The organism is Rouxiella silvae, assembly GCF_002093625.1.
GTDB lineage: Bacteria > Pseudomonadota > Gammaproteobacteria > Enterobacterales > Enterobacteriaceae > Rouxiella > Rouxiella silvae.
This window is the reverse complement of the sequence record NZ_MRWD01000025.1, coordinates 41,838-54,322: the sequence shown is the minus strand read 5'-3', so window position 1 is coordinate 54,322 and position 12,485 is coordinate 41,838. Positions and strand designations below refer to the sequence as shown.

Here is a 12,485-nt window from a genome sequence, read left to right as displayed (position 1 = left end):
CTTCCGTCTTGTCAAACTCAACGATACTTTGCTATATATAATACTGGATATAAACACAGCTTCAAGCGGTGATTTTATCGCCGAGGGTGCAGACTGCTCTTTTTAGGGCATTTGTGGGCAAGAATTTTCCCCATCAAATGACATTTATCCCCAGATTCTGTCACGAATTAACTTTTCAACGTGGACCTGATGAATATTTACACAATCTTGACAACGTACCAAGCGTGCTATTGATTTTAATTAACGTGTTGATAAATAATGATTCCTTTAAAAAGTCGAGAATGCGGACAAACTAAGCTCAACCCGCGTCTAGACTCGCACGCAGCAACTTTTAGGTCGCTCATGCACAAGGTTATCCACAGGAATGGTGGATAAGTCTCAGCACGCCGCTCAGGCTGTGCGTTGACAAAAATGGACATTTTCACCAAAGCGCCTCTTTTGACGTTTTTTTAGTTATTTTTTTACACTTTTATTTCTATATTTATTCGGATTTAACCTAGAAAATGTCGTTCTTTTAGATTGCAAAATCGATATGTGCATCCGAGCGGGACTTTTCTGCTCCTCACCCTTTCAGACTTGCACCAAAATTTCCGTTCTCAGCACTGGCAAAGTGCACGTTGATCTTACCTCTCCTGCTTAAACATTAAATTAAGTTATGCATTAGAGCATTTAGGTCCTGTCGCGGCCTCACGCAGCCTCAATCCCTACTCTTTAAGAGTTATCTTTTTAGACTTGGCCCAAGAGTTGCAACATTAGTTCAACAGGTTACCTTTACAGATTATCTGCGAGTCACACGAAACAAACTAATTCTCTCTTTTTTTAGCAACAGTGAATGCTTTTAAGGCAAACAAACGTCAGTTTTAGCCGTTTACCACTGCGGGATAGCCGTTTATCACTTGTTAATGCTGTTTAAATGCGAGACTTAAACGGAATTTAATCCTGTATTAACAGACTAACGGCATCATAAAAATGTCAGAAATATGACAGGGGTCGTCAATGATGTGTTCAACGGAAAGCCGAATAAGTGAGGAACAACTGATGCTAAGTGTAAAAGCGATTAACCAATACTATGGTCAAAATCATACTCTGTGGGATATCAATCTCGAGCTGTATCGTGGTCAGTGCAACAGTCTTATCGGCCGTAACGGCGTAGGTAAAACAACGCTGATCAACTGCATTATGGGCCATTTGCCGGTAAAAAGTGGGTCCATGATCTGGCAGTCTGCCAATCATGAGCCGCAGAATCTGCTGATGCTGCCGGTGGAAACCCGCGCCCAGATGGGGATCGGCTACGTGCCGCAGGGGCGTCAGATTTTCTCGCAGATGAGCGTCGATGAAAACTTGCAGATTGCCATGATGGCCGGACGAAACAAGACTCGCCGCGTACCGTCGCAGGTTTATGACCTGTTTCCATCACTGAAAGAAATGGGGTCGCTCAAAGCCGGTGAGCTGGACGAAAGCAAGCAGCAGCAGCTGGCTATCAGCCGTGCGCTGGTGCAGGAGCCTGAGCTGCTGATTCTTGATGAACCAACGGAGCACACCAGCGAAGCCATGGAAGCCAATATGGGCAACATCATCCATCGCCTCAACCGTGACCTCGGGCTAACGCTGCTGCTGGTCGGGCATAAACTGCCGTTTATTCGCAGCGTGGCCGACCGTTTCTGCCTGCTGGACGGCGGTCGCAACGTCGCACAGGGCACACTGGCCGAGCTGGATGACAATCTGGTGAAAACCTATCTTACGGTTTAACAGCCAGAGACCGTCACATCCTTACGAAAGAAGGCAGTCGAGCGCCAGGAAACGGCCATGGTCGCTAAACTGATGATTTTGAAGATACGGGATCTCGCCTAATAATGGCGCAGGCAGCATACGTTTTAACGTTGCGAGATAAGCCTGATGATGCTTCCCCGTCTCCTCAACGTCATTAGCAATCCATCCTGCCAGCCTGAGTCCACTTTGCAAAACGGCCTGCGCGGTCAATACCGCATGATTGATGCAGCCCAAACGCATTCCTACCACTAAAATCACCGGCAGTTGCTCTTCAACGACCCAGTCAGCAAAAGTTTGCCGGGCATTTAACGGCGTAAACCATCCCCCCGCCCCTTCAACCACCACCCAATCGGCCAAGGGTTCAAGCCCGCGCAGTCCCTGTGATAACGTCTTCAGGTCGATAGGCCGCCCTTCCAGCTCGCTGACGATGTGCGGTGACGTTGGCTCAATAAAGGTGCATGGGTTGACCTGCGCATAGGTTAGCGGCACTGAGCTGTTGGCCTGCAAAGCCAGCGCATCACTGTTGCGCGGTCCGTGCTCGGTGATTTCACTGCCTGAGGCCACCGGTTTGTATCCGGCTGCGGTTAATCCTGCTGTCGCAGCAGCCTGCAAAAAGGCACAGGTTGCTACGGTTTTGCCAACTTCGGTGTCGGTGCCGGTGATGAACCAGCGCTTTTGGGACCTGACTAGGTGCATTTTACTCTTCTTCACAGTGGATAAGTCCGTACACCAGACGGTATGTCAGCGGCAGTTGACCGTCCTGTCGAACATAGTTTTTATCCAGGCTCGCCAAACGCTCGCGACCGCCGAGCCCGCCCAAACGACCGCCTTTAATATGCGTAGCGCCAATGCCTTTCAGTGAACGCAGCAGGCTCATCACGTCCGGAAACAGTGCAGTGTGTTGACTGAACTCAACGTGATGAGTGAACGGCGTGCAGGCTTCGGCAATTTTATCAGGTGTCAAAAACTTGTTAACATGAGGCCGGCCATCGACTCTCATCCAAGCCTGCGACAGCTCCAGCAGCGAACCTTCGGCCAGCGTAGAAAACAGCACAATGCCGCCCGGTCGGGTCACGCGCACCAATTCCTGCAAAGCGCGTGGCAGCGCATTGCACCACTGTACCGCTAGGTTACTAAAGCTTAAGTCGACTGAGTTATCGCCAAGCGGCAAACGTTCGATGTCACCCGGCAGATACTGGTCGGCCGAATGCAGTTCACGTGCGCGTTGCAACATACCCTCGGAGAGGTCCAGCGCGGTCACATTTTTACCTTTATCACGCCAGCGGCGACTAAAATAGCCGGTACCACATCCCGCATCCAGAACCTGTCTGCCAAGCGTCGCACCCTGCGCATCGGCTAGCGCCATCAGCGTTTCGCCGGTTTGACGCTGCAGTTCGGCGGCGCCTTCATAACTGTGGGCCGCACGACTGAACGCATCGGCGACCGCTTTTTTATTCACTAATTCGGTGACTGCACCCATTCAGGGTCTCCAGCAAAATATCAATATCTTCAGGCTGATGGGCAGCCGTAATCGTCAAACGCAGGCGCGCACTGCCTGGAGGAACCGTTGGAGGACGAATGGCGCTCACCCACAGACCCTGCTCGCGCAACCGCTGCGCCAACGTCAACGCCGACTGATTATCGCCGACGATCAGCGGCTGAATCGCGCCCGATGACGTCGTCAGTCTCAATCCCATCTGCCCGGCGCCCGCCCTAAAACGGGCAACGTTAGCCGCCAGTTTATCACGCAGGTCATCAGCTTGCTGAATACATGTCAGCGAAGCTTGCAGTGCACAGACCTGTGCAGCGGGCATAGCGGTGCTGTAAATCAGATGGCGGGCGAACTGTAGCAGATAATCTGCGGTGGCCTCGTCACACAGTACGGCGGCACCGCTGCAGCCGAACGCTTTACCAAAGGTCAGCACCAGCAGCTCTGGCCTGATGCCTTGTTGCCAACAGCTGCCACGGCCCTTTTCGCCCACAACACCGACACCGTGCGCATCGTCAACCATCAGCCAACCGCCATGTTCGCGCGTTAAACGGTGAAGCGCTGCCAAGGGCGCGGCGTCTCCGTCCATGCTGAACACGCCCTCGGTGACAACCAGCGTTTCACCCTGAGTCGGTGTATTCAGCAAGCGACGTAACGATTCAGGATTATTATGCGCAAATCGCCGCAGCTGAGCCGGTGAGTGTACCGCCGCTTCCAGCAGCGAAGCATGGCTGAGTTTATCGGCCAAAATTCTGTCTTCCGCCTGCAACATGGCGGCCAACAGTGCCTGATTGGCGGCAAAGCCAGAAATAAACAGCAGCGCGCGCCGATAACCCTGCCACTCGGCCAGTTGGGCTTCAAACTGCTGATGCGTGGCTGAAAATCCGGTGACATGGCCTGAACCGCCGCTGCCCACACCAAATCGTGCAGCTCCCTGCTGCCAGGCAGCAATCAGGTCGGCATGCTGCGAAAGCCCGAGATAATCGTTACCCGAAAAGTTCAGATAACGGCGTCCGTCATGTGCCAACCAGCGGCCGTTGCCACCGGCATTGGGCTGGCGTCGACGGAAAGCGCTGGCCTGCCGGCGTTGGTCTAACGCGATTTCAATGCGTGCATTCCATGACATGTCGGTTACACCGCCGCGCTCGTTTTATACCGCAGCATTATAAAATTGCTCACTGTCGGCGTGCATCAATTGTGCACTCAGCGCCTGCTGCTGCTCTTCATCACCCATGTCGGTGGCAAAATTCTGCGGGTTAAGCCCGAGCTTGCCAAACAGAATCAGGTCCTTGTCTTCGGCAGGATTTGGCGTAGTCAGCAATTTGCAGCCGTAGAAAATAGAGTTGGCACCGGCCATAAAGCACATGGCCTGCGTTTGCTCACTCATTTGCTCGCGACCCGCAGAGAGGCGTACATAGGAGCGCGGCATCATGATGCGTGCGACGGCAATAGTGCGAATGAAATCAAACGGATCGACGTCGTCATTATCGGCCAGCGGCGTGCCCTTCACCTTGACCAGCATGTTGATCGGCACACTTTCAGGCGGCACCGGCAGGTTGGCTAGCTGCATCAGCAAACCGGCGCGGTCTTTAACCGTTTCACCCAGCCCAATAATGCCACCAGAGCACACTTTGATGCCCGCGCCGCGTACCTCTTGCAGCGTATCGAGCCTTTCCTGATAGCTGCGGGTGGTAATAATGCTGCCGTAAAACTCGGGTGAGGTGTCGAGATTATGATTATAAAAATCCAAACCTGCGGTGGCCAAACGCTGCGCCTGCGTGGTGTTGAGCGTGCCCAGTGTCATGCAGGTTTCCATACCCAACTCTTTCACGCCCTGCACCATTTTTTCAAGATACGGCATGTCGCGCTCGTGAGGATTTTTCCACGCCGCCCCCATGCAGAATCGGGTGGAGCCTGCCGCTTTAGCCTGACGAGCCGATTCCAGCACCTGCGCCACCTCCATCAGTTTTTCTGACTCGAGACCGGTTTTATAGCGCGAGCTCTGCGGACAGTATTTACAGTCCTCAGGACAAGCACCGGTTTTAATCGACAGCAGCGTGCTGACCTGAACCTGACGCGGATCAAAATGTTGACGATGCAGCTGCTGGGCTTCAAACATCAGTTCCAGAAAAGGTTTTTCGAATAGCGCTTTCGTTTGCTCATAAGTCCAAAGGGTGCGGGCTGTCATAAGACATCTCCAAAAGTAATGATATACCGTAAACCATTTTTGATTTATTTTAGTTTACGGTCAACGTAATATTTTATTTTTGGTTTACAACATTTTTCAGCCAACGCATCCGCAAGGAATTTTCATGACTCCGGCCGACCTCGAATTTGATCAACGCCACATCTGGCACCCTTACACCTCCATGACTCACCCGCTCCCTACGTACGCAGTCGATTCTGCCGACGGCGTTATGCTGCACCTGGCCGATGGGCGTCAACTGGTGGACGGCATGTCATCCTGGTGGGCGGCTATTCACGGCTACAATCATCCGCGGTTGAATCAAGCGGCGATTGCGCAAATTGGCAAGATGTCACACGTGATGTTTGGCGGCATTACCCATCCTTCTGCTATCGCACTCTCACGTCAGCTGGTCGAAATGACCCCCTCGGGGTTGGAGTGTGTATTTTTGGCCGATTCGGGTTCGGTGGCGGTGGAAGTGGCGATAAAAATGGCGATGCAGTATTGGCAGGCGCGGGGCGAAAAGCGCCAAAAATTACTGACGCTGCGCCACGGTTATCATGGTGACACCTTTGGGGCGATGTCGGTCTGTGACCCGCAGAACTCAATGCACAGTCTGTATCAGGGCTATTTGCCCGAGCATCTTTTTGCCGCCGCTCCGCAGTGTGGTTTTGATGAGTTTTGGAACGCCGAGGACATTGCGCCGTTTGCGGCGCTCCTGGCCGAGCACCGCGCTGAAATAGCAGCCGTTATTCTCGAGCCGGTGGTTCAAGGGGCCGGCGGCATGCGCATGTATCACCCCGAATACCTGCGGCAGGTGCGCAGGCTGTGTGATGAAACAGGCGTGCTGCTGATTGCTGATGAAATCGCCACCGGTTTTGGCCGTACCGGCAAACTTTTTGCCTGCGATCACGCCGAAATTGCGCCAGATATTCTCTGTCTCGGCAAGGCGCTGACCGGCGGATATATGACGCTTTCGGCCACCTTGACCACCCGCGAGGTGGCCAACATCATCAGCAACGGCGAGGCGGGCTGCTTTATGCATGGCCCCACGTTTATGGGCAATCCTTTGGCCTGCGCGGTCGCCAGTGCCAGCCTGTCATTACTGGCCGAGAACCGCTGGCAGCAGCAGGTTGCCAACATTGAACAGCAACTAAAATGGGAGCTGCTGCCGCTGCTTGAACATCCGGCAGTGGCGGAGGTGCGCGTTCTCGGCGCAATTGGCGTGGTAGAAATGTGCCAACCGGTCGATATGGCCAGACTCCAACAGCATTTTGTGGCTCAAGGTGTGTGGATACGGCCGTTTGGAAAACTGATTTATCTGATGCCGCCGTACATTATAAGTCCCGCACAACTTACCCAGTTAACTCAGGGAATCGCCAGCGCGCTATCGGCCCTTTATTGAGATTTTCCGCCGACATGGACTAGCTGGCGGGAAGCCGCCAGCAGCGTATCGAGCCTTTCTCTACTGCGCTGTGCTTCCTGATTCAGAAAATCAATCGCCACCCGCAGCGCGGGACTCGGATTGTCGGGATAGAGCAGTTGATACGCAGCCCCGCTGGCGACACAAAGAGTAAAAGGCGCAATCACCCGATGAGCGCGCAAATCGTCCTCAATCAACGTCAGGTCGCCAATCGCCACGCCATAACCCTGTAGCGCCGAGTTAATGGCTAAGTCGAGGGTGTCAAAATGCTGTGACTTACTCGATGGCAGCCCCTGCTCCCCCGCCGATTTAAGCCACAGCAGCCAATCACGCCGGTCACGCGTCGGGTGCAGCAGTGTTTGCTGTTCAAGATCGGATACCTGCACCTCTGGCAAAGGTTGCGGTAAAAGTCCCGGCACACAAACTGGGGTCAGCACTTCATCAAACAAATGCAACGACTGCGCCGAGGTGTCAGTCGGCCTGCCAAACACCACCGCCGCATCAAAATGTTCACTGCTAAAATCAACCCCGTGCGCCATTGAAGCGGTCAGCTCGATTTGCATATCCGGTCGATCATTTTGCAGTTGAATCACTCTGGGCAGCAGCCAGCGCATTGAGCAGGTTGGACATTTGATGCGCAGCGTATCGGGATGACTCGCCACCCGCTGCAATGCCTCGCTCATTTGCGCCAACGCCTGCACAATCGGCGGCAAAAGCTGCGCGCCGCGCGGCGTCAGAGTCAATCCCCTCGCCTGACGAACAAACAGCGGATACCCCAAGCTGGCCTCAAGGCCGGTTATCTGACGGCTTACTGCGCCCTGTGTAATGTGCAAAAGTTCGGCCGCGCGGGTCAAGTTTAGGGTTTGTGCCACCACGGAAAAGGTCTTCAACACATTCAGTGATGGCAAATTTGGGGCGGAATTAGCCACAGAAAGGGGCGAGAAATCAGCGTATGAGTTCATTACATTACGGCTCCAGCTATGACGTCAGATCATGGCAAGTATGACAAACTTTCTATTGTCGGCACAGTGAAACTGTTGCTTAATCGATAATCAATGATACGCCTCTTCACCACGCTACGCAGGAGTTCGCATGAAAAGCGCCATGTCCCCGCAGTCGAAGTTACCCGACGTCGGCACCACGATTTTTACCGTTATTGGCCAGTTGAGCGCCGAACATAACGCACTGAATTTATCTCAGGGCGCGCCGAACTTTTCATGTCAACCGGCGCTGGTGGACGCTGTTGCCAAATCAATGCGTGCGGGTCAAAACCAATACGCGCCAATGAGCGGCGTGGCGGCGCTGCGTCGTGCTCTGTCAGAAAAGGTTGAAGCCCTGTACGGCTGTCGCTACGACGCCGACAGCGAAGTCACCGTGATTGCCAGCGCCAGTGAAGGACTCTATTCCGCCATCAGCGCCCTAGTGCATCCGGGCGATGAAGTGATTTATTTTGAACCGGCTTTCGACAGTTATTCGCCCATTGTCCGCCTACAGGGCGCAAAACCGGTGGCGATAAACCTGTCGCTGGAAGACTTCAGCATCGACTGGGACGAAGTGGCCAGTGCGATAAACAGCCGCACGCGCATGATTATTATCAACAGCCCGCACAACCCGACCGGCGCAATTTTTACTCAACACGATATTGACCGACTGACCGCACTGACCCGCCACACCGATATCGTCATTTTATCCGATGAGGTTTATGAGCACGTCGTGTTCGACGGTGAACGCCATGAGAGCATGGCCTGCCACCCAGAGCTGGCCGAGCGCAGCGTGATCGTTTCATCGTTTGGTAAAACCTATCACGTTACCGGCTGGCGCGTGGGTTACTGCTTGGCCCCAGAAGCCCTGATGGATGAAATCCGCAAGGTGCATCAGTTTATGGTTTTCTCCGCCGATACACCGATGCAGCACGCCTTTGCCGACGCGTTAGCCAATCCGCAAAGTTATTTAGGTTTAGCCGATTTTTATCAGCAAAAACGTGATTTACTGGCTACCGCACTGCAAGGTTCACGCTTTGAAATTATGCCAAGCCGAGGCAGCTTCTTTATGCTCGCCAGATTCAGTCATTTCAGCCCGCTCAGCGACGATGAATTTGTACTGAGCCTGATCCGCGACCATCAGGTAGCCACCATTCCGCTGTCGGCATTTTACAGCAGCAATCAGCCTACAGGGCTGATTCGCCTAAGCTTTGCAAAAGACGATGAAACACTTTACGAAGGCGCACGCCGTCTCTGTGGCGTTTAAACAACACCTCCCTGGAGCCATAAAAATGAAAAAACTGAAAAACCTGTTGCTGTTAGGCTGTGCCGTAGCCTCTTTTTCCGCGCTGGCGGACAGTGCCACCATTAAGTTTGGACTGGAGGCGCAGTATCCGCCGTTTGAGTCCAAATCAGCCAGCGGTGAACTTCAGGGCTTTGATATTGATATCGGCAATGCGGTTTGCGCGGCGGCAAAAGTGAAGTGTGAGTGGAGCGAAACCTCCTTCGACGGCCTGATCCCCGCACTGCAGGCACGTAAATTCGATGCCATCAACTCCGCAATGAACGCGACCGACAAACGTCGTCAGGCGATCGATTTCACCGATGTCATTTATCGTGTTCCGACCAAGCTGATTGCTAAAACGGATTCAGGCATTTTGCCTGATGCCGCGTCGCTGAAAGGTAAACACATCGGCGTGCTCCAAGGCTCAATCCAGGAAACGTATGCGCAGGCGCATTGGGCACCGAAAGGGGTCGACGTGGTGTCGTATCAGGACCAGAATCAGGTATATCTGGATTTGACCTCGGGTCGTCTTGACGGCACGTTGGTGATGGCGGCGGCCGGTCAGAGCGGCTTCCTTGACCGTCCAGACGGCAAAGGTTACGGCTTCGTCGGCGATTCAGTGCAGGATGATAAAATCCTCGGCAGCGGTATCGCTTTCGGCCTGCGCAAAGGCGATACCGCCAACAAAGTCCGTCTCGATAAAGCCATTGCCGAAATCAAAAAAGACGGCGTAGTCAGCCAGTTGTCGAAAAAATACTTTGGTGACATTGACGTGTCCGTCAAGTAACCCCCTTGCCTGCGGCCACCGCTCGGTCGCCGCAGGCCACTGCCTTTTTCCTCTTTGTTCACGCCTTTAGTATTTTTATCTATTAACAAAACAAGTCCTTAAGATTCTGTACCTTAGGTAACCATCCCTGTTACTGTCCCCTTACGATACCGTCCGGCGTTCTATACTTGTTCCCGGTGGAAGAATTTTAATTATCTTAAGGAGTCAGTATGTCTCAGAACACGACAGTCAATCGCCGCATCGTTTTAGCCTCTCGTCCCAAGGGCGCGCCGGTGGCTGAAAACTTTCGTCACGAAGAGAGCAGCCTGCCAGCCTTGGCCGACGGCCAACTGTTATTACGCACCGTTTATCTGTCACTCGACCCCTACATGCGCGGCAGAATGAGCGATGCGCCTTCGTACGCCCCGCCGGTGGCACTGGATGCCGTGATGACCGGCGGGGCCGTTTCACGGGTGGTTGAGTCAAAAGATGCCAACTTTAAGGCCGGTGACTGGGTAGTGGCCAGCAGCGGATGGCAGGACTATGCCACCATTGACGCCAAATTGGTCAAAAAACTCGAAGGCGCGGCGCTAGAGCATCCTTCACTGGCGCTGGGCGTACTGGGCATGCCGGGATTTACGGCGTTCATGGGCCTGCTTGACATTGGTGAACCTAAACCGGGTGAAACTGTGGTGGTCGCTGCTGCAACCGGCCCCGTCGGCTCTCTGGTAGGCCAAATTGCCAAAATCAAAGGCTGCAAAGTGGTCGGCATCGCCGGTGGTGAAGAAAAATGTCGCTATGCGGTTGAGCATTTCGGCTTTGACGAGTGTCTGGACCACCGCGAAGCCCATCTTGATAAACGTTTACAAGAAGCCTGCCCGCGCGGTATCGACGTCTATTTTGAAAACGTCGGGGGGGCGGTGTTCGATGCGGTACTGCCGCTGCTCAACACCAAGGCCCGCGTTCCGCTGTGCGGCGTGGTGTCTCAGTACAATGCACAAGGGCTGCCAAAGGGTGAAGATCGCCTGACGCTGCTGACCAGCACTATTTTGAAAAAACGCCTGCGTATTCAAGGGTTCATCATTTTCGATGATTACGGTCATCGCTACCCCGAGTTTGCTAAACAGATGAGCGAATGGTTCTCGGCCGACAAAATCAAGTTCCGCGAGCAAATCGTTCAGGGCCTGGAAAATGCGCCCGAGTCGCTGATTGGCCTACTTGAGGGAAAAAACTTCGGCAAATTGGTTATCCAGGTAGGTAAAGAGACCGATTAATTTTCTACGGGATAGATTCCTGCGATCATTGGAGATAGATGATATGAAAGTACTCATTGTATTAACTTCTCACGATACATTGGGCGATACCGGCAAGAAAACGGGATTCTGGCTTGAGGAGTTCACCTCCCCTTACTATGAATTGCTCGATGCCGGTGCCGATGTGGTGTTGGCCTCGCCGAAAGGCGGTCAACCGCCGTTAGACCCCAAAAGTGACGAGCCGGACGCACAAACGCAAAGCACTGAAAGATTCCGTCATGACAAGGCTGGGCAAAAGCAGTTGGCTGAAACCCGCAGGCTTGAAGAGGTCAAGGCTGAAGATTTCGATGCCGTTTTCTATCCCGGTGGCCACGGTCCGCTGTGGGATTTGGCGGAAGATCCCCACTCCATCGCACTTATTGAAGCCTTCTGGCGTGCCGACAAGCCGGTTGCCGCCGTCTGCCATGCCCCGGGGGTATTTCGTTACGTCGAGATAGACGACGTGCCGCTGGTTAAAGACAAGCGCGTCACCGGCTTTAGCAACAGTGAAGAAGAAGCGGTTCAACTGACCGACATAGTGCCGTTTTTGGTTGAAGATGAGCTGAAAAAAAATGGCGGTGAATACAGCAAAGCCGCCGACTGGCGCCCCTATGTGCAGGTCGATGGCAAGCTTATCACCGGCCAAAACCCCGCCTCATCGGCCGCCGTTGCCGAAGCGTTATTGAAAATGCTAGGCTCGGTGTAAGTATTTTTAGCGATTACTCGAGGATATTATGGCTTTTATATTGAAGAGTTCTGACTTAAAAGACGGCGAAAAAATGCCGAACGGCCAAGTGTTTAACGGCATGGGCTATGAGGGCGATAATCTATCACCACAGCTGAGCTGGGAAAATCCACCCGTTGGCACCAAGAGCTTCGCTATCACCTGCTATGACCCGGATGCACCGACCGGTTCCGGTTGGTGGCACTGGGGCGTGGCAAACCTGCCTGCCAGCATCAGCGCACTGCCCACCGGTGCAGGCTCTGGCAAAGGCGGACTGCCGGCGAGCGCGGTGCAAACGCGTACTGATTTTGGTAAAGCAGGCTATGGCGGCGCAGCGCCTCCAGAGGGAGAACATCACCGCTATCAGTTCACGGTGTATGCGCTCGATGTCGACCAGCTCGACGTGAGTGAAGAGTCCAGCGGAGCCTATCTCGGTTTCAACCTGCATTTTCACACGCTGGGAAAAGCGTCATTGACGGTTATTTATAGCTAAATCACCACTTTTTGCCGACACATTAAATATTTTCTAATGATAAAATCGGGTTTGTGATACAAAACCATGATGCTTTTA

General features: G+C 53.4%; 12 protein-coding genes. 7 read left to right on the top strand and 5 right to left on the bottom strand.

The window, feature by feature from the left end; translation table 11 throughout:
* The first annotated feature begins 1,038 nt into the window (after nucleotides 1-1,038).
* Nucleotides 1,039-1,749, top strand: a complete 711-nt coding sequence (locus BS639_RS11965; RefSeq protein ID WP_084983178.1) for an ABC transporter ATP-binding protein — start codon at nucleotides 1,039-1,041, stop codon at nucleotides 1,747-1,749.
* 21 nt (nucleotides 1,750-1,770) lie between these two features.
* Here the strand turns inward: BS639_RS11965 and bioD are convergent, their stop codons facing one another.
* The 4 genes from bioD to bioB are packed head-to-tail and all read right to left on the bottom strand — an operon-like array spanning nucleotide 1,771 to nucleotide 5,447.
* Nucleotides 1,771-2,466 (bottom strand): dethiobiotin synthase, encoded by a 696-nt coding sequence (gene bioD / locus BS639_RS11960; RefSeq protein ID WP_084983177.1) that lies wholly within the window; start codon nucleotides 2,464-2,466, stop codon nucleotides 1,771-1,773.
* A 1-nt stretch (nucleotide 2,467) separates the two neighbouring features.
* Nucleotides 2,468-3,250 (bottom strand): malonyl-ACP O-methyltransferase BioC, encoded by a 783-nt coding sequence (bioC, locus tag BS639_RS11955; protein WP_084983176.1) that lies wholly within the window; start codon nucleotides 3,248-3,250, stop codon nucleotides 2,468-2,470.
* A complete protein-coding gene (gene bioF / locus BS639_RS11950) occupies nucleotides 3,222-4,385 on the bottom strand; it encodes an 8-amino-7-oxononanoate synthase (RefSeq protein ID WP_084983175.1) in 1,164 nt (387 codons plus the stop codon). Before bioF ends, bioC begins: the two co-directional genes overlap by 29 nt.
* 24 nt (nucleotides 4,386-4,409) lie before the next feature.
* Complete coding sequence (gene bioB / locus BS639_RS11945; RefSeq protein WP_084983174.1) at nucleotides 4,410-5,447, bottom strand: biotin synthase BioB; 1,038 nt, start codon at nucleotides 5,445-5,447, stop codon at nucleotides 4,410-4,412.
* 124 nt (nucleotides 5,448-5,571) lie between these two features.
* Between bioB and bioA the strand changes: the two genes are divergently transcribed.
* Entirely contained in the window at nucleotides 5,572-6,849 is a 1,278-nt protein-coding gene (gene bioA, locus BS639_RS11940) for an adenosylmethionine--8-amino-7-oxononanoate transaminase (protein ID WP_055777474.1), read from the top strand.
* Here bioA and BS639_RS11935 read toward each other — a convergent pair.
* Nucleotides 6,843-7,829, bottom strand: coding sequence for a LysR substrate-binding domain-containing protein (locus BS639_RS11935; protein WP_084983173.1), 987 nt, complete (start codon nucleotides 7,827-7,829; stop codon nucleotides 6,843-6,845). The two genes, bioA and BS639_RS11935, sit on opposite strands and share 7 nt — an antisense overlap.
* 130 nt (nucleotides 7,830-7,959) lie before the next feature.
* On the opposite strand from BS639_RS11935, the gene BS639_RS11930 reads away from it, so the two are divergent.
* The 5 genes from BS639_RS11930 to BS639_RS11910 all read left to right on the top strand — a co-directional run bounded on the left by BS639_RS11930 (nucleotide 7,960) and on the right by BS639_RS11910 (nucleotide 12,407).
* Entirely contained in the window at nucleotides 7,960-9,114 is a 1,155-nt protein-coding gene (locus tag BS639_RS11930; protein WP_084983172.1) for a methionine aminotransferase, read from the top strand.
* Nucleotides 9,115-9,139: 25 nt separating this feature from the next.
* A complete protein-coding gene (locus BS639_RS11925) occupies nucleotides 9,140-9,919 on the top strand; it encodes an ABC transporter substrate-binding protein (RefSeq protein ID WP_055777465.1) in 780 nt (259 codons plus the stop codon).
* Nucleotides 9,920-10,128: 209 nt separating this feature from the next.
* Nucleotides 10,129-11,172 (top strand): NADP-dependent oxidoreductase, encoded by a 1,044-nt coding sequence (locus BS639_RS11920; protein ID WP_084983171.1) that lies wholly within the window; start codon nucleotides 10,129-10,131, stop codon nucleotides 11,170-11,172.
* 43 nt (nucleotides 11,173-11,215) lie between these two features.
* Entirely contained in the window at nucleotides 11,216-11,896 is a 681-nt protein-coding gene (locus tag BS639_RS11915) for a type 1 glutamine amidotransferase domain-containing protein (RefSeq protein WP_055777460.1), read from the top strand.
* Between the two features lie 28 nt (nucleotides 11,897-11,924).
* Nucleotides 11,925-12,407 (top strand): kinase inhibitor, encoded by a 483-nt coding sequence (locus tag BS639_RS11910; RefSeq protein WP_084983170.1) that lies wholly within the window; start codon nucleotides 11,925-11,927, stop codon nucleotides 12,405-12,407.
* Nucleotides 12,408-12,485 lie beyond the last annotated feature (78 nt).

Coding starts and splice junctions, on each gene's coding strand:
- BS639_RS11965 (WP_084983178.1), top strand. CDS start 1,039: ATGCTAAGTGTAAAAGCGATTAACCAATACTATGGTCAAAATCATACT.
- bioD (WP_084983177.1), bottom strand. CDS start 2,466: ATGCACCTAGTCAGGTCCCAAAAGCGCTGGTTCATCACCGGCACCGAC.
- bioC (WP_084983176.1), bottom strand. CDS start 3,250: ATGGGTGCAGTCACCGAATTAGTGAATAAAAAAGCGGTCGCCGATGCG.
- bioF (WP_084983175.1), bottom strand. CDS start 4,385: ATGTCATGGAATGCACGCATTGAAATCGCGTTAGACCAACGCCGGCAG.
- bioB (WP_084983174.1), bottom strand. CDS start 5,447: ATGACAGCCCGCACCCTTTGGACTTATGAGCAAACGAAAGCGCTATTC.
- bioA (WP_055777474.1), top strand. CDS start 5,572: ATGACTCCGGCCGACCTCGAATTTGATCAACGCCACATCTGGCACCCT.
- BS639_RS11935 (WP_084983173.1), bottom strand. CDS start 7,829: ATGAACTCATACGCTGATTTCTCGCCCCTTTCTGTGGCTAATTCCGCC.
- BS639_RS11930 (WP_084983172.1), top strand. CDS start 7,960: ATGAAAAGCGCCATGTCCCCGCAGTCGAAGTTACCCGACGTCGGCACC.
- BS639_RS11925 (WP_055777465.1), top strand. CDS start 9,140: ATGAAAAAACTGAAAAACCTGTTGCTGTTAGGCTGTGCCGTAGCCTCT.
- BS639_RS11920 (WP_084983171.1), top strand. CDS start 10,129: ATGTCTCAGAACACGACAGTCAATCGCCGCATCGTTTTAGCCTCTCGT.
- BS639_RS11915 (WP_055777460.1), top strand. CDS start 11,216: ATGAAAGTACTCATTGTATTAACTTCTCACGATACATTGGGCGATACC.
- BS639_RS11910 (WP_084983170.1), top strand. CDS start 11,925: ATGGCTTTTATATTGAAGAGTTCTGACTTAAAAGACGGCGAAAAAATG.